Consider the following 16,032-nt stretch of genomic DNA (forward strand, 5'->3'; position numbering starts at 1 on the left):
GTTAGGAAACTTCCCTAACCTTTGACAAGAGGGCGGACAGCACGGAATCAGGCCGCGCCGTCTGTCAGTCGGACAGCTGGGCTACAAAGGGGGTGGAGTGACGGGTGTTCCGCCGCCGGGGTCAGCGCCCGACCGGCGGCCGCTGCGCGGGCCCGTACGCGCGGAGCTGCGCCGGGAGGCCGGCGGGTCGGCGCCACCGGGCTTCGAGGCCGCAGGCGCCGAGGACGGAGCCGATGGCGTGGCGCATGGCGTCCCGGACGGCGGCCCGCAGGCGGGCGGCCTGCTCGGCGGCCGGCGTACCGCCGTCGGCGACGGCGGACATGCGCCGGGGCGGGTTCCACCCGAGGTCGGCGACACCGGTGGTGTCGTCACCGTCGTCGGCGGGCCGGCACGGGCCGAGGGTGATGCCGGGTGCGTACAGGTGGTCGGCGACGGGCAGACCCGCGAGCGCCGCGCTCCGCCGTACCGCGTCGACGACATCGGTGCCGATGCCGAGCTCCAGCGGAGCGGACCCGGCCGGCGGCGGGGCGGGGACACCGCGCCCGCCGGCCGGGAGCGGACCGGTGAAGCCGCCGACCCTGGTCTCCCCGCCGTCGCGGCCGGGGACGACGGTGATACCGAAGTCCGGCAGGAACTCCGCCAAGGCGTTCGTCATGCCGCCGGTGACGATCAGCCGGGCCGAGGCCACCGGCTGCCCGGGGAGCCCGGCAGCCGCCGCGGCCGCCAGCCGGGGGCCGGGCTCCCAGTGCACGGCGAGGAGGCCGGCGCAGTCGTCGGCGTCGTCGAGCGGCCGCGCCGGGCGCAGGTGGACGCCGGGCCCGTGCCCGCCGTAGGCGACGGGCAGCCCGGCGAGCAGGACCGCCTCGGTGACGCGGTCGGCGAGCAGCGGGTCGATGCGGGGGCCGCCGGACCGGCCGGCTCCGGACGGGGATGCCGCGGTCACCGCGGACCCGCCGTCAGCCGAGCGGACTGCGAGCGCCGTACGGACCACGAGCGCCGTACGACCTGCGCGAGCTGCGACGACCGCGCGAACGGTGCGGAGACCGTGTCCATGCGAGCCCCTCCATCGGTTCCGGTACGGCTCCCGGCCGCCCGCCAGAGGCTACCCACGGACACGGACGGTCCGTCGGCGAATCGGGAAATCGACGGTGCGGCGCGCCAGGCCTGCGGGCCCGTCAGGCTTGCGGGCGCGCCGGGCCTGCGGGGCGCGTCAGACCCGCCGCTCGTCCGGTCACGCGCCGTCCTCGGCGACGACGCGTATCTCGTGGACGGCGTTGCGGTCGCCGTCGAGCGGCTGGACCCGCCCGGCGGAGTCGGTGGCCCGGCAGCGGATGCGGTGCGGGCCCGGCGCGAGGTCGGCCCGGAGGCGGAAGCGCTGCCACGTCGGGTCCGGGCCGCGCCGGTCGAGCACGGCGGGCTGCCAGTCGGCGTCGTCCACCGCGACCTCCACGGTCGTCACCTCGGTGGTGCTCCAGGCGTAGCCGGCGATCTCACGGGCCCCGGCCGGGACGGTGCTCCCGTCGGCCGGGGTGAGCAGCTTGCTGGAGACGTCCTTCTCGCGGACCGGCCGGGACTCGCTCTCGCCGGGCAGGACGCGGGTGTAGAAGTGGGTGGTGAAGAGGTGCTCGGGCCGGTCGGCGGCCAGCACGATCCGGCTCAGCCACTTGACCGAGTTGGTGCCGAACATCAGGGGTGCCACCGCCCGCACCGGGTAGCCGTGGTTCGGGCGCAGCGGTTCGCCGTTCATGGTGTGCGCGAGGACGACCTCCGCCCCCGCCTGGTCGAGCGGCAGGTCCTTGAGGAAGCTCACGTCGCTCTGCCCCGCGAAGTCGCCCCTGTCGGCGCCCTCCAGCCAGACATGGCGGGCCTGTGGGCGCGGGCCCGCCAGCTCCAGGACGGCGGAGAGCGGGACGCCGGACCACTCCAGGTTGGTGACGGCGCGGGTCGGCACGGTGGGGTGCAGCGGGTTGCCGAAGCACTCGTGGACGGCGGTCAGGCTGGTCTGCGGCAGGCCGAGGAGGGCCTGGAAGTCCAGCCGCAGGGGCCGCTCCACCAGGCCCTCGACGGTGAGGGACCAGGTCGCCCGGTCGAGCCGCGGGTGCGGCCCGAGGTGGTTGCGGACGAAGACCTCGTCGACCGGCGTGACGAAGCGGTCGGGTGCCTGCGGATCGGTTTTGAACATCGGTCATTCCCCCGTGTCGATCATGGTGTTGCGGTGATCGACAGTACAAGGAAGCACTGACAGTGCCTCGGCCGCCCCGGTCGGAGCGGTGCCGGGGGCCGGTGGGGGTCAGAGCCAGTTGCGTTCGCGGGCGGCCAGCGCGGCCCGGAAGCGGTTCGGCGCCCCCAGCCGGTGCATGAGCGTGGCGACGTGGCCGCGGTAGGACCGTAGGGACATGCCGAGTTCCCGGGCGCCGGTGGCGTCCTTGTCGACCCGTGCCATGGTGCCGAGGACCCGGCGTTCGGCCTCGCTCGGCAGAACGTCCGCGATCCCGTGGGACCGCGACCAGCGGCATTCGAAGAGCGTCAACAGGTTGGACACCAGGCCGGGTTGGCGGACGAGCAGGGCGCCCCGGGTGATGTCCTCCGGGTCGTTCGCCACGACGGCGGTGTGCCGGTCGAAGATCACCATCCGTTCGAGCGGTTCGGCGGTGCTGCGGACCTGGGCGCCCCGCTCCGACAGCTCCGCCGCGAAGCTGCCGGCGTCCTGGCAGCCGAGGGCCCTGGCGTGCACGATGGTCCGCATCCGCAACCGGCGCACGTACTTCAGATCGCGGCGCCGGACGTCGTCGAGGGCGGTGGCGAGGAACGGGCCCGGGTACGTGGTCAGCCGCTCCTCCCGGGCGAAGAAGGAGAGCTCGTCCACGCAGGCGACCACCTGGTCGAGGCCCGTGAGGTGCCGCAGTTCGGTGACCGGCTCCCGTGCCCCGTCCCGCTGGTCCCGCAGCAGGCTGTCCGCCAGGTGGCGCGACGAGGCGATCTGCCGGATCTCGCCCTGGAGGCCGCTGATCCGGGTCCGCGACAGCCGCTCGACGACGGCGGCCGGGTCCGCGCCGCTGAACGTCCGCCGGTCCGCGGTGGTCACCATGCCGAGGTCCTGAAGCCTGGTGAGCAGCGCTGCGGCGCTCTCCCGGTCGATTCCGCAGCCGACGGCGATGGCGGAGACCCCGAGCCCCGGCGACCGCAGGGTCGTCCGGTAGACCGCCTCCTCGCCCGCGCTCACGCCGAGGACCGCGAGTGTGTTCTCTTCCACCGTGCCCGTCCCGATTCCTTGGTAGCCGTCCGACTGTGAGCGGTGGTTCCGGGCCCGAAGCCGGGACCACCGTCGAAGGAGGATCGTCCAACGGACGGAGCCCGTCTCCCCAGGGACGTTCGGCCAGGGCCGACGGGACCAATGCCTCGGACTCGGTCGGCGCGATCCGCGGGCCTCGGCCCGGTCACGGCGCGTCGGACGGCCGCCGGTCCGGCGCCAAGTCGTCCGTCAGCCGGGGGATTTCGTCACTGCCGAGCGCCTCGTCGGCGTCGGTGGGATCCGCCCCGCTCCGGGATACACCCATAGGGAAGACCTATGGGGTCATAGACCTATGGGGTCATCGATCGCGGGCCCCCGCTCTCCCGGACCGACCCGCTGGTCACTTCTTGTCGGGCCGGGTGTGCGCCGTGGCCCGTCGGCGGTCGCGACGGCGGGCCGTGAGGAACGTGCCGCCGCCGACCAGGATCAGCGCCGCGCCGACGCCGGCCATCAGCGGAAACGGGCCGTCGGCGCCGGTGGACGCGAGTTCGGAGCCCGCCGTAGTGCCGCCGGTGGGGGTGGTACCGGGGGCGGTGGACGGGGGCGCGGTCGGGGCCGGGCTTGTCGAAGCGCTCGTGGGGGGCCGACCGCTCGGGCTCGGGCTCGCCGAGGCCGAGCCCGAGGCGGTCGCGCTGGCGGTCGCGGTCGCGGTCGGACTCGGCGCCGGGCCCGGGGGCGGGCTGGTCGAGGCGCTCGCGGTGGCGGAGGGCGACGGCGTGGCCGTGGCGGAGGGCGACGGCGTGGGGGTGGCCGCGGTCCAACTGGCCTTGGCGTGCGCGGTGGCACTGACGACGGTGCTGCCCGCGATGATCAGGGACTGGCTGCCCGGGCTGGTGAAGGCCCGGCCCACCGGGACCTTGAGCGAGGTGGTCGCGGTGATGGTCGCGCTACCGGGGCGGGCGTCGGCCGGGGCCTTGACGTAGAGCGAGTCGCCGCCGGCGGCGGGGTTGGTGAGTCTGCCGTCGCCGTCGGAGACGACGGTGCCGGCCCGGTCGGTCAGCGCGACACCGGCCGTGACGGCCGCGGTGTCGAGGGCGGCGGAGACCTCGCCGCTGGCGGATGTGATCCTGATCGGGCCGAGTACCGTTCCGCTCTCGCCGGTGACCTGGGCCTGGCCGAGGCTGAGCGAGGGGCCCGGCTCCTCGACGTCCTCGGCGTGGGACACCAGGTACTCGGTGAGAGCGGCCGCGCCCGGATGGGTCGGAGTTGCCGTGACGTGGTCCGAGAAGTGCCAGATGGCGGCCTGGGTGGCGGCGGCGGCATCGTTGTCGGAGAGTTCGCTGTGGACGAGCTCGCCGAGGTCCTGCTTGGAGATCTTCGGGTACGCGTGCTGGAGGACCCAGTTGACCTTCCCCGCGTCGTCGTTGTCCTTCAACGTGGGTGCGTCGGCCCAGTCGACCTCCTGGTAGCGCGCGTCCTGCACGACGGCGGTCGGGAGGTCGATGCAGTAGGTGAGGAGGCTGCCGTCGTCATCGGTCAGCAGCTCGAACACGCCGCCCATCTGGGCCTTTTCGTAGCCTTTGACGTTGATGAGGGCGCCGTGCAGCACCCCGTCGTACAGGGTGCCGCTCACTCCGTCGTCGCCGAGGCCGCTGTCCGCCGTGGCCGCGGGTGCCGTCGCGAGCCCGCTGCCGGTCACCACGGCCGTCGTGAGCACCACGGCTGCCGTGCGCAGCACGCGCTGCCGGTGCGTCCGGCTCGACCGGAGGTTCCGCGGGGTACGGACGGTCGTATGTTCCAGGTCCACTGTTTCTTCTTTCTCCCGTATGCGCGGCACGGCCCGACCGGCCCCGATCCGTATTCACCCGACGGCGTCGCCCCTGCCTGACTGAGGTGCCATCGAATCTATCCGTGCCCGAACTTGACTGTGTCCGTCAATCGATGACAGTTCCTGCAGAATGCGCATGCAGGTTCCTGCACGGCGGGACGGTGCCCGGTGCCCGGGCGGGCATCGGAAGATCGCCGTCCGGAAGCGCGTCCGGGGCCGGGCGACTTGTTTCGGTCCGGGGATTTCCGAGTCCTGCCGGCGTCCGCTGCGAGACAATCGCAGGATGACCGGCAACCGGACCACCCCCCGCGCCGAGGACGGCGCCCGCATACCCGGCCCCGCCGTGGCACCCGTTCCGGCGCTGCGCGGGTGGCTCGGGCTGATGGCGGCGCTGGCCGCTTCGGTGGTCGCCGTGCTGGGGTTCCGGTACGCGGGGGAGGGCGAGCCCGGCGCGGTGGACGCGCGGATCCAGGCGGTGGTGGACGGTGTGGAGCCGCCGTGGCGGTACCTCGCCCGGGCCCTGGACGTCCTGGGGGAGCCCGTGGGCGCCGCGCTGCTGATGGCGGCCGTGGTGACGGGCTGCCTGCTGCTCCGGCGTCCGCGCGGAGCGGTGTTCGCCGTCGTCGGCGTCGCCCTGGCCGTGGGGGCGGCGACGCTGCTCAAGCACCTGGTGGGACGCACCATCCACGGCGAGGGGAACCTGTCCTACCCGAGCGGGCACACCGCCTTCGCCACCTCGCTCGCCCTCGTGGTGGCGATGCTCGTGACCGGCCACCGGGGCCGGACCGGGGCCGGTCCCGGCCCCGACCGAGGCCCCGGCCCCGGTGGGCCGGCCGCCGCCCTGCTCCCGCTCGCCGTGGCCCTGGCCGCCGGCGCCGCCATGGGCTGGGCGCAGGTCGCGCTCGGCGCGCACTACCCGACCGACGTCCTCGGCGGCTGGTGCACCGCGCTGGCGGTGGTGCCGGTGACCGCCCGGCTGGTGGACCGGGCGGCCGACATCGCCCGGCGGGACGGCAGCTGACGTCACGTCAGGTCAATTCGCGCCGCCTCACGCCAGGCGGCGGAACACGGGCTTCACCGGCCGCCCGCCCAGCCAGGGCGCGGGGTCACCGGCGTCCAGCGCCTTCCGGTACACGCCGCAGACCTCGGCCACCACGTCCACGGTCGGGCGGCGGGCAGGCCCAACTGCTCGGCCGCCAGCAGTTCCCCCGCCGCCTCCAGGATCCACCGCGGGGCGCGGGTGTCACTCATGGGTCCTCGCCTTGTAACGGTGGAGCAGGGCTTCGAGGTAGTCCGCCTGCGGGTCCTCCAACCCGGTGGCTGCACCGTCCACGACGGTGATCCGGTCCAGCTCCGGGGTGCGGCCCGCAGCGCTCTCCGCCCGCACCAGCGCCTCGTACCGCTCGGCACAGTCTGCTGCGGCAGCGGGGGCGCCTCGTAGTGCATGCCGATGTTGCCGTTCTCCCCTCGGGTGACGGCCCACAGCGTCAGGTCCTTGGGCGTCGCGTGCACACCGATCTCCTCCGCCGGCTCCCGGCACGCCTGGCTGCGCAATTCGGTCTCGTCCAGGACTCCGGTACCGATGGACGGTTCCACGTTGCCGCCAGGCAACTGCCAGCGGCCGGGCGCCGCGGTCGAGGCGGACATACGGCCCACGACAAGGCCGCCCGCGTCGATCGGCTGCGCGATGGTCACGAACACCGACGACACCCGAGGTGCCCCTGGCACGCGGCGCAGCGCGAAGTGCCGGTAGGTCACGGGGGCCCAGGACAGGACGAGACTGTCTCCGTCGTACCCGGTGGCGGTGCACACCACCGCCGGGCCGTCGAACAGGTCCGGGTTCGCCTGGACGGCCTTCGCCCACACGTGGTCCATCGCGGCGCGGTGCTCCGGTGAGAGCATCGGCGGGGTCGTCTCCACCAGGCGTAGCGTGGCGGCTTCGAGGACTTCAAGACGGTCGGAGGGGGTGGGAAGTGGACTGGTCACGGCTGTGGGGTCCTTCCGGGGACGGTGCGCATCTGAACCTTCGTCGTACTCAACGTGTTCGCCTGGAGGAGGTCGTGCACGGGAAGTCAGCGGGGCCGACCTCCTGCGATTACGTGGTGGTCGCGCGAGTGGCGTTGGTGCGGCACCGGGTGAGGGCGTACTTGATGCGCGTGTCCGGGTGGGGGGCGGCGGCGAGGAGTTCGCCGACCTGGACGAGGGTGGTCCAGTACTGGACGGGGTCACCGGTGCGGGGAAGGGGGTGGGCGGCGACGAGGGAGAGGTAGGCAGTGATGAGGTTGCCCGTGGTGAACCAGCGCCCCAGCCCGTGCTGGTGTCCGGCGCGGATTCCGCCCATGGCGTCGATGGCGGTGAGGAAGAGGTCGATGACCGCCAGCTCGCGGGCATCGAGGCGCTTCGGGACGTCGAACACGCCGAGGGCTTCCAGGAGTTCACCGGTGTCGGCCTCGACACCGGGGCGCGGGTCGGCGAGCAGGGCGTCGTAGCAGTCGTTCAGGCGGCGCGTGGTCTCGGCGAGGGGGATGTCGAGGGCGAGGCAGACGGCGCGGGCGGCGGGGAGCGGCTTGCCGCTGCGGCGGGCGAGGAGGGCGTAGGTCTCGGCTGCGGTGGAGCCGCGAGCGAGGGAGTGCCGGGCGAGGGCGGCGAGAGGCGGCTGCATCGACGGCACGCTTTCAGATGGCAGGAACGGGGGTGGGGGCGACGATGACCCAGATGAACTTTCCGATATCGATGGCCTGAGGGCAGCAGCCCCAGCGCTCGGCGAGTTCGTTGACGAGGAAGAGGCCGCGTCCGCGCTCGTTGTCGGTGCTGGAACGGCGGAGAGAGGGACGTCCGCTGCCGGCGTCGTGGACCTCCAGGCGCAGGCGATCGCCGATGAGGGCGAAGTGGATCTCGATGGGGCGGTCGGCGGGTGCGTCGGAGTGCTGGACGGCGTTGGCGAACAGCTCGCCGAGGAGGCGTTCGGCAACATCGCGGTAGCGATCACCCGCAGGGAGGCCGGCCAGGTATGCCCGGAGGAGGTGCCGCGCGAGGGGCGTCGAGTCCGCGCGGGAGTCGAGGCGCCCGGCGAACGAGCAGGGGCGGCGGGCCGCAGACCAGGTTTTGAGCATGGCGAAGTACCTCAGAACGGTATTCCGGTGGGAGGCATGGGCATGGCTTCCGCTGCCCCACACTGACGTGGACTCAGGCAGGCGCGGACGGACCGGTGCACGCCGGGGTCAACGCTCCGGCTCCAGGCGACCAGACGGCAACGACTGCGATCTGTACGGAATCGATCACACACCGCCAACACGATGGAGACAATGCCATGGCGCGATCCAAAAGCGATCCCATCCCCGAGGAGCGCCATGATGCCCGATCAACTGCGTCGCGATATGAGGCAAGCCCGCCGCGCTTCCGGCCTGAACTGGGCCGAGTTCGCCCGTGCGAGCGGGTTCGGTGTGGCGTACCTGCGCAACGTGGAGAACGGCAACCGTCGGGTGACCGAGTCGGTGGCCGCCGCCTACGACAGGGTCCTCGACACAGGCGGAGGCTTCGCCGCCGCCCTTGCGGATACCGCAGTTGTGGAGGTTTCTTGGAACCGGGCCGGAGCGACTCTGGCGGTTCTCACGAGCCTGATGGAAGGAAGACGAGTGGATCGCCGAGGGTTCCTTGCTGCCGGTGTTGCCCTGACAGCGTCAACGAACAACTGGGTCACGGCCATCGGGCGCACTCTCCAGGATCCACGGGCCAGGCATGTGGACGGCTCGTCCCTGATGGCAGGTTTGGAGGGCCGGCTCAGTCTCCTGCGCCGCGTGGATGACGAGCTCGGTAGTGGCGAGGTCTTCACGGCCGCGCGCAGCGACCTTGCCCTGGCACTGGCAGCGATCAAGTCCGGGCGCTACAAGGGCAATCACCTGTCGCGCTTGTACGCGATCACCACCGAGGCCGCCCGCCAGGTCGGCTGGGCGGCCTTCGATCAGGGCCGCGTCGGCCTCGCCCAGTCCTACTTCGATGCCTCCTTGCGGGCCTCCGCCGAGTGCGGCGATGTGATCGCCGGCGCCTACACGCTGTCCTTCGCCGCCGTTCAGTGCTACTCCTCCCCCGGCCTGGCCGGCCGGGCGGTGTCGTTCGTGGACACAGCCCGGACCCAGGTGCGCGGCCGTAGCACCCCGCGGATGGAGGCGATGCTCGCCGCCCGCGCCGCCCGCGCGTGGTCGAAGGACGGAGCGAGGAAGGAGACCACGCAGCAGCTTCACCTGGCACACGCAGCGCTGGACAAGGGACGGCGCGAGGACGACCCTGGTTTCCTCTACTGGGTGGACTACGGCGAGATCGAGATGATCGCCGGCTCCTCCGCTCTGGAACTGGGAGACCCTGCCGAGGCCCTGCGGCGGTTCGAGGCCGGCATGCAGGCGTATCCGGGTGACGAGCAGTACCCCCGCAGCCACGCCATCTACCTCGCCCGCGCCGCGGAGGCACACCTCGCACTGCACGACCTGGACGCGGCCGTGGCAACGGGCCGACACGCCGCTGCCTGCCTCGGAGCGGTCGACTCCGCGCGCTCCGAATCCCAACTGCGGGGTCTGCGCGAGAAACTGGATCCGCACACCGCCCATACAGGGGTCCGCGACTTCCTAGAAGCCGGGCAGGCGCAGGAGCTCGCGTAGCCGTCGGACGACCACGTCCTCGTCCAGCCCCAGCACAGGGGTGAAGCCGAGCCGCTGGGCGGCGACGAGGTTCTCCTCACTGTCGTCCACGAACAGGCACTCCTCGGCGCTGACACCGAGGCGCTCCAGTACGACCTGAAACGCCTCGGGTTCGGGTTTGCGGGCACCATGCTCCGCCGACAGCACCACCGCATCGAAGGTGCCGTGCAGGTCGAAACCCGCGTATGGGTCGTAGGGCTGCCGCCCGAGGCTGTTTGACAGTACCGCCGTCCGCACCCCCGCCGCACGGGCCTGCCGCGCGACCTGGAGAACCTGGTACGCCGGAAAAGCGTCGTGAAGGTACCTCGCCAGCAGGTTGTCCGGCTTCACGCCCATCAGGGCGGCAAACTCGGTGTTCCAGTCCGTCTGACTGATCCGGCCGAGTTCGAGATTCCGGAACAGGTCCTGCCCCCGGGGGTCGGACCAGGCACGCAGGAACGTCCCCGGGGCGATCCGCTCCCGGTTCTCGAACCACGTGATGACCTCGACCATGTTCGACGTCAGGACGCCGAAGAAGTCGAAGACCACCGCACGAAACGAAGTCACTGTAGCTCGCTCCATCCGCACAGCGTACGTCCGCTCCTGGCTGGTTGCACCGAGGTTTGGTCAGGTCCGGCGAGTGTCTGTGCGGGGCGTCGCCGACGGTGGTTGCGGGAGTTGTGATGGGCTGGGCGCAGGTCGTGCTGGGCGCGCACGACCCGACCGACGCGCTGGGCGATTGGTGCACCGCGCCGGCGGTGGTGCCGACGGCCGCCTGGCCGGTCGGTCGGGTAGTGGACAAGGCGAGGTAGCTCAGGCGAGGCGGCGGAACACGGGTTTCACCGGCCGCCCGCCCAGCCAGGGCGCGGGGTCGCCGGCGTCCAGGGCCTTCCGGTACACGCCGCAGGCCTCGGCCACCACGTCCACGGTCCGCTCGATGTCGGCGTCGTCGAGCGCGCCGCTCACCACGAACGACGGCGCCAGCACCCCGCCCGCGAGCAACTGGCGCAGGAACAGGGTGCGGTACTCCTGGGACGGCCGCAGGTCCTCGTCGAGGGTGGCGAAGACCAGGTTGCTGGCCCGGCCCCGGACGACGACGTGGTCGCCGACGCCCATGGCGGCGGCGGCCTCGCGGACGCCGGAGGCCAGCCGCTCGCCGAGGGCGTGCAGCCGGGCGGTGGTGCCCTCCTCGGTGTAGGTGGTCTGCACGGCCATCGCGGCGGCCAGCGAGTGGGTCTCGGCACCGTGCGTGGTGGACAGCAGGAACACCCGGTCGCCGGGGTGGCGCAGGCCGCCGCGCTCCATCAGCTCGCGGCGCCCGGCCAGCGCGGAGACGGCGAACCCGTTGCCCAGCGCCTTGCCGAAGGTGGAGAGGTCGGGGACGACGCCGTACAGGCCCTGGGCGCCCGCCTCGGACCAGCGGAAGCCGGTGATCATCTCGTCGAAGACCAGGACGCAGCCGTGCCGGTCGGCCAGTGCGCGCAGGCCGGCGAGGTATCCGGGGGGTGGCTCGGTGTGGCCGGCGGGTTCGAGGACCAGGCAGGCGACCTCGTCCCGGTGGCGGGTGAGGAGTTCCTCGGTGGCGGCCAGGTCCCCGTAGGGGAACGCGACGGTGAGCTCGGTGGTCGAGGCCGGGATGCCGGCGGACATCGGGGTGGTGCCGATGAACCAGTCGTCGACGGAGAAGAACGGGTGATCGCCGCAGATCGCCACCCGGGAGCGCCCGGTGACGGCGCGGGCGAGGCGCACCGCGGCGGTGGTGGCGTCGGAGCCGTTCTTGGTGAACTTCACCATCTCGGCGGTCGGCACGGTGGCCAGGAAGCGTTCCGCGGCCTCGGCCTCGACGATCGAGGGCCGGACGAAGTTGGTGCCGCGGTCGAGTTCGCGCCGGACGGCCTCCAGCACGCGCGGGTGGGCGTGCCCGAGGCTGACCGACCGCAGGCCGGAGCCGTACTCGATGTAGCGGTTGCCGTCGACGTCCCACACGTGGGCGCCGCGGCCGTGGCTGATGACCGGGGCCAGGTCCTCGGGGTACTGGTCGTCGCCCTTGGCGTAGGTGTGCGCGCCGCCGGGGATCACGGCGTGCAGCCGCTCGTTCGCCGCCCGGGAGCGGGGGAGCCGGAACTCTTCGGTGGACATGCGGCCCCTCACTTCCCCTGCGGCCGGAGGGCTTCGGCGAGGCTCGGCGCCTCCCGGTCCCGCTTGGACACGGACGTGGCCGGCAGCGGCCAGGGCACGGCGAGCTGCGGGTCGTCGAAGGCGATCGTCACGTCCTCGGCCGGATCGTGCGGACGGTCGATCAGGTACGAGACGTCGGTGGTGTCGGTGAGCGCCTGGAAGCCGTGCGCGCACCCGGCCGGGATGTACACGCTGGCCTGCGTGTCGCCGGACAGCTCGAAGTGGGCCTGGCCGAGGTAGGTCGGCGAGTCCGGCCGCAGGTCCACGACGACGTCGAAGACCCGCCCGTACGAGCACCGCACCAGCTTGGCCTCGCCGGCGCCGGAGCGCAGGTGCAGGCCGCGCAGCACGCCCAGGACCGAGCGGGACACGCTGTGCTGGACGAAGGCGTCCGGGTCGAGGCCCACCGAGCGGACCACGTCGGCGTCGAAGGTGCGGCAGAAGAAGCCGCGTTCGTCGGCGTACGGCGTCGGCTCGAACAGGTACGCCCCGGCGATCGCCGGGACTTCGGTCACCTTCATGGGGCCTCTTTCAGAACACGGGCACGGGTATCGGTATCGGTATCGGTGTTGGTATCGGTGGTGCCACCGGCGCGGCCGGTCGCCGGGAAGAGCGCGGCGGTCAGGGCGGCGAACTGCTGCCCGAGGTGCCGGGAGGCGGCGAGGTTGCGCTCGGCGAGGGTCCGTCGCAGCTCCGCCGACCGCTGCTCCAGCTCCCGGAACTGCTCGACCAGCCGGTCGGCGTCGACCTCGCGGGCCGGGTGGCAGTACGTGCCCAGCCCCATCCCGGCCATCAGCGCGTCGCTCTTCGCCGCGTAGCTCAGCGCGAGGGTCGGGGTGCCGGCCTTCAGCGCGCAGACCAGGTTGTGGTACCTGGTCGCCACCACGGCGTCGGCTGCCGCGGCCTCCGCCATCAGCTCGGCCAGCGAGGCGGCGTCGGAGACGGTGACCAGCGGTGAGCCCACCGCGTCGACGATCGCGGCGGCCACCGGGGCGTCGACCCCGTCGCCGGTGAGCAGCCGGACCGGCCGGCCGTCCTCGACCAGCGTGCGGACGAAGCGGGTCGTCCCGTCCAGGTAGCGCCGGTGGATCTCCTCGGCGCGGTCGCGGTCGTCGTTGCCGCCGTGGAAGGCCATGACGCCGACGCAGACCGGGCCCTGCGCATCGGACGGTGCATCGGACGGCGCCCCGGGCGGCGGCGCGGGCAGGGCGAAGGCGAGGTCCGGGTAGACCTCGTCCCGCGCGGTGTCCACGCCCATCGCCCGCATCGCGTCGCGGGACAGGGCGTCCCGGTACGACCGGTACGCGGCCAGCCGGGCCGACCAGCGGACCAGGGCCCGGGTGGGCCGGTCGGCGATCGCGGAGGCGCCGACGCCGACCAGCGCCACCCGGGTGCCGAGGAGCCGCCCGGAGGCGCAGAGCAGGAACAGCGCGTACGGGAAGCCCCAGGGCCGCAGCGGCAGGGTGGCCTCCAGGACGCCCATGCCGGGCACGATCACCACGTCGTGCCGGCGCACCCAGGCGGCGGTGCGGACGGCGTCGACGAGCTTGCCCAGGCCCTTCGCCGCGATCGAGCCCGCCCGTGAGGCGGTGCGGTACTCGCCGCGGTACCAGTGCAGCCGGGTGGCCGGGATCCGGTACCGGGCGGTGACGGCCTCGGGCCCGCCGCACAGCGCGTCCACGACCGCCGCCGGGTGCTCGGCGCGCAGGTAGCCGAGGACGGCCTCCAGCGAGCCGTCGTTGCCGAGGTTGCCGGAGCCGAGCAGGCCGAACACCCCGACGCGCACCGGGGTTCCGTCCGCCGTCACGCCCGCCTCCCCTCGCGCCCGGCCACCAGGGCGTCGACCGAGACGGTGAGCCGGGCCGGGTCGACCGGCGCGCGGTCCTCGACCCGCTCGCCGGCGCCCGGCCGGACCCGGCTGGTCATCCACGAGGCCAGGTGGCGGTAGCAGGCGCGCCGGTCGTCCGGGGACAGCGGCGCCCGTCGGACCGCCGAGGCGAAGCCCCAGACGTACTCGGCGAGCAGCCGGGGCGTCGGGTGCAGCGGGCCCGCCCGGCGCGGGTCCAGGTTGACGCAGCGGGAGCGCTTGGAGGGGTTCGCCCGCTCGGCGCGGGTGGGGTGGTCGCGGCGGAAGTACAGCAGCTCGGGCACCTGGTGGAAGGGCCCGTGCAGGGTGATCTCGGCGACGAAGGTGCGGTCCGCGTGGTGGTAGCTGTCGTGCGGCTTCACCCGGCGCAGCACGTCGGCCCGCATGACGCCGTAGAAGTCGTCGCCGCCGGGCTCGAACAGCAGGCTCCGGAACCGCTCCGGCGCGTGCGGGGAGTCGGTGGCGAGCCCGTACTCGTACGGGACCTTCACCCGGCCGTCGCCGTCGATGACGGCCTGGCCGGAGTGCGCGAGGATCACGTCCGGCCGCTCGTCCAGCGCCTCCACGCAGCGCAGCAGCAGGTCCCGGGCGTACAGGTCGTCGTGCGAGGCCCACTTGAACAGCTCGCCGCGGCACTCGGTGAACACGTGGTTGTGGTTCGGCGCGGCGCCGATGTTGCGGGGCAGCCGCAGGTACCGGATGCGGGAGTCCCGCGCGGCGTACCGGCGGCAGATGTCCTGGGTGGCGTCGGTCGAGGCGTTGTCGGAGACGACCAGCTCGAAGTCCTCGTAGGTCTGGCCGAGCAGGGCGTCGAACGACTCGGCGAGGTACTCCTCGCCGTTGTAGACGGGCAGCCCGATGCTCAACCGGGGAACGGCGGTCATGGCGTCCTCACTTCGGGGATGTCGTGCGATGGTTCGGGGGCCGGGGCCGGGGCCGGGGCCGGTTCCGGGGCCGGCGCGGGGGCGCGGTGGTGTTCGCGCAGGGCGGCCCGCAGTTGCAGCCACCACACGGCGGAGCCGCAGGCGGTGGCGGTGGCGACGCCCCAGGCGGAGCCGACCGTGCCGGCCGCGGCCGCCCCGCCGAGCCCGCCGCCGAGGTAGCAGGCGGAGGCGAAGAGTTGGCAGCGCAGGCTGCGCCGGGCCGCGGCGAGCGCGCGCAGTCCGGTCGCCGCGCCGCTGCCGAGGCCGGCGCCGGCGACGCCGAGCGTGGCCGGCACGATGAGCCGGGAGGCGGAGTGCCAGACGTCGCCGAGGACGAGCTCGCCGGCCCGGTCCGGCATCAGCAGCAGCGCCGCGCCCCACAGCAGGGCGGCGCCGGCCTGCCCACCGCCCAGCAGGAAGCAGAACCGGCCGAGCCGGTGCGATTCCTGCCGCAGCACCCGGGCCGCCTCGGCCACGGTGACCAGCGACAGGCCCATCAGCAGGGCGAGGAAGGGGCCGAGCAGCAGTTCGGCGCCCCGGACGGCGCCCACCGCGCCGACCCCGGCGATCGCGCCGAGCCCGTACGCCCGCAGCTGGCCGGCGCCGCTGAGGCTGACGTTCTCGACCAGGTACCGGCTGCCCAGGTCGCGCTGCTCGCGAATCCACCCGCGGGCCTCGGTCACCCGCGGCCGGATGCCGGACTGGAGGAAGCCGTACCCGGCGGCCAACGCGGCGGCGGCGCCCCAGGCCAGCACGAAGGCGGCCACGGTGCCGACCCGGGCGGCCACCACCATGGCCGGGACGAGCGCGACGCCCTGGACGAGGTCGTTGGTGAACGCCTTGCGTCCGGCGCCGGCGGCGAAGAACGCGAACCGCCGGGAGTCCTGGAGCAGCAGCGCGGGCAGGGCGACGCCGAGGCAGGCGAACGCCGTCCCGACGTCGCCGCCGAGGCCGAGCCCGACCAGCAGGCACAGGGCGCCCAGGGTGGAGCCGACGGCGAGCGCGGCGCCCGAGGAGCGGCCCGCCGCCGTGCGCCAGACCGGCTCGGGCACGCCGCTGAACCGCACCATGAGCGGGTCGGTGGCCAGCCCGCGGGAGACGTTGAGCACCACGCCGTACGTCAGCCAGGCCAGGCTGAACACGCCGAACGCGGTCACCCCCAGCGAGCGGGCGACGAAGGCCCCCACGGCGAAGTTGGTCATGCTGGAGACCGCCTGGTCGGCCAGCCCCCAGGACAGCCGCCCGAGCACGCCCCGCTTGGCGGTCCGCCCGGTCCGCCCGGTCCGCCCCGTCTCCCCGGACGGACCGGCCGTCCTCGTCTCCACCCCCTCGCC

Annotated in this window: 15 protein-coding genes; 2 read left to right on the top strand and 13 right to left on the bottom strand. The window is 73.5% G+C overall.

Annotation, left to right across the window (positions count from 1 at the left end; genetic code table 11):
• Nucleotides 1-121: 121 nt before the first annotated feature.
• The 4 genes from ACFQ6N_RS25265 to ACFQ6N_RS25280 all read right to left on the bottom strand — a co-directional run bounded on the left by ACFQ6N_RS25265 (nt 122) and on the right by ACFQ6N_RS25280 (nt 4,970).
• The gene (locus tag ACFQ6N_RS25265; RefSeq protein ID WP_380653209.1) at nt 122-943 is read right to left on the bottom strand and encodes a hypothetical protein; all 822 of its coding nucleotides are present in this window, start codon (nt 941-943) and stop codon (nt 122-124) included.
• Between the two features lie 288 nt (nt 944-1,231).
• Nucleotides 1,232-2,182, bottom strand: a complete 951-nt coding sequence (locus ACFQ6N_RS25270; protein ID WP_380653211.1) for a molybdopterin-dependent oxidoreductase — start codon at nt 2,180-2,182, stop codon at nt 1,232-1,234.
• Nucleotides 2,183-2,290: 108 nt separating this feature from the next.
• Nucleotides 2,291-3,253, bottom strand: coding sequence for a helix-turn-helix transcriptional regulator (locus ACFQ6N_RS25275; RefSeq protein WP_380653214.1), 963 nt, complete (start codon nt 3,251-3,253; stop codon nt 2,291-2,293).
• A gap of 379 nt (nt 3,254-3,632) precedes the next feature.
• Nucleotides 3,633-4,970 (bottom strand): Cys-Gln thioester bond-forming surface protein, encoded by a 1,338-nt coding sequence (locus ACFQ6N_RS25280; protein WP_380653217.1) that lies wholly within the window; start codon nt 4,968-4,970, stop codon nt 3,633-3,635.
• A gap of 373 nt (nt 4,971-5,343) precedes the next feature.
• On the opposite strand from ACFQ6N_RS25280, the gene ACFQ6N_RS25285 reads away from it, so the two are divergent.
• Nucleotides 5,344-6,081: a phosphatase PAP2 family protein gene (locus ACFQ6N_RS25285; protein WP_380653220.1), complete on the top strand. Its 738-nt coding sequence runs from the start codon at nt 5,344-5,346 to the stop codon at nt 6,079-6,081.
• Nucleotides 6,082-6,134: 53 nt separating this feature from the next.
• Here ACFQ6N_RS25285 and ACFQ6N_RS25290 read toward each other — a convergent pair whose 3' ends face one another.
• The 3 genes from ACFQ6N_RS25290 to ACFQ6N_RS25300 all read right to left on the bottom strand — a co-directional run bounded on the left by ACFQ6N_RS25290 (nt 6,135) and on the right by ACFQ6N_RS25300 (nt 8,173).
• Nucleotides 6,135-7,046 (bottom strand): NUDIX hydrolase, encoded by a 912-nt coding sequence (locus tag ACFQ6N_RS25290; RefSeq protein WP_380653319.1) that lies wholly within the window; start codon nt 7,044-7,046, stop codon nt 6,135-6,137.
• Between the two features lie 109 nt (nt 7,047-7,155).
• Complete coding sequence (locus ACFQ6N_RS25295) at nt 7,156-7,722, bottom strand: hypothetical protein (RefSeq protein ID WP_380653222.1); 567 nt, start codon at nt 7,720-7,722, stop codon at nt 7,156-7,158.
• A 13-nt stretch (nt 7,723-7,735) separates the two neighbouring features.
• Nucleotides 7,736-8,173 carry an ATP-binding protein gene (locus tag ACFQ6N_RS25300; RefSeq protein WP_380653225.1) on the bottom strand — a complete coding sequence of 146 codons (438 nt, stop codon included), beginning with the start codon at nt 8,171-8,173 and terminating at the stop codon, nt 7,736-7,738.
• A 240-nt stretch (nt 8,174-8,413) separates the two neighbouring features.
• Between ACFQ6N_RS25300 and ACFQ6N_RS25305 the strand changes: the two genes are divergently transcribed.
• The gene (locus ACFQ6N_RS25305; RefSeq protein ID WP_380653228.1) at nt 8,414-9,712 is read left to right on the top strand and encodes a helix-turn-helix domain-containing protein; all 1,299 of its coding nucleotides are present in this window, start codon (nt 8,414-8,416) and stop codon (nt 9,710-9,712) included.
• Here ACFQ6N_RS25305 and ACFQ6N_RS25310 read toward each other — a convergent pair.
• The 6 genes from ACFQ6N_RS25310 to ACFQ6N_RS25335 form a co-directional block, all read right to left on the bottom strand.
• Nucleotides 9,680-10,279, bottom strand: a complete 600-nt coding sequence (locus tag ACFQ6N_RS25310) for an HAD-IA family hydrolase (RefSeq protein ID WP_380653230.1) — start codon at nt 10,277-10,279, stop codon at nt 9,680-9,682. The genes ACFQ6N_RS25305 and ACFQ6N_RS25310 overlap by 33 nt on opposite strands.
• Before the next feature lie 264 nt (nt 10,280-10,543).
• Nucleotides 10,544-11,869 (bottom strand): glutamate-1-semialdehyde 2,1-aminomutase, encoded by a 1,326-nt coding sequence (locus tag ACFQ6N_RS25315; protein WP_380653233.1) that lies wholly within the window; start codon nt 11,867-11,869, stop codon nt 10,544-10,546.
• An 8-nt stretch (nt 11,870-11,877) separates the two neighbouring features.
• Nucleotides 11,878-12,429 (bottom strand): dTDP-4-dehydrorhamnose 3,5-epimerase family protein, encoded by a 552-nt coding sequence (locus ACFQ6N_RS25320; protein WP_380653236.1) that lies wholly within the window; start codon nt 12,427-12,429, stop codon nt 11,878-11,880.
• Nucleotides 12,426-13,715: a polysaccharide pyruvyl transferase family protein gene (locus ACFQ6N_RS25325; RefSeq protein WP_380653239.1), complete on the bottom strand. Its 1,290-nt coding sequence runs from the start codon at nt 13,713-13,715 to the stop codon at nt 12,426-12,428. The genes ACFQ6N_RS25320 and ACFQ6N_RS25325 overlap by 4 nt, the downstream gene beginning before the upstream one ends.
• Nucleotides 13,712-14,659, bottom strand: a complete 948-nt coding sequence (locus tag ACFQ6N_RS25330; protein WP_380653241.1) for a glycosyltransferase family 2 protein — start codon at nt 14,657-14,659, stop codon at nt 13,712-13,714. The genes ACFQ6N_RS25325 and ACFQ6N_RS25330 overlap by 4 nt, the downstream gene beginning before the upstream one ends.
• Nucleotides 14,656-16,023 (bottom strand): hypothetical protein, encoded by a 1,368-nt coding sequence (locus tag ACFQ6N_RS25335; protein ID WP_380653313.1) that lies wholly within the window; start codon nt 16,021-16,023, stop codon nt 14,656-14,658. Before ACFQ6N_RS25335 ends, ACFQ6N_RS25330 begins: the two co-directional genes overlap by 4 nt.
• Between the last annotated feature and the right edge of the window lie 9 nt (nt 16,024-16,032).

The organism is Kitasatospora sp. NPDC056446 (assembly GCF_042796115.1).
In the GTDB taxonomy this organism is placed as follows: Bacteria; Actinomycetota; Actinomycetes; order Streptomycetales; family Streptomycetaceae; genus Kitasatospora.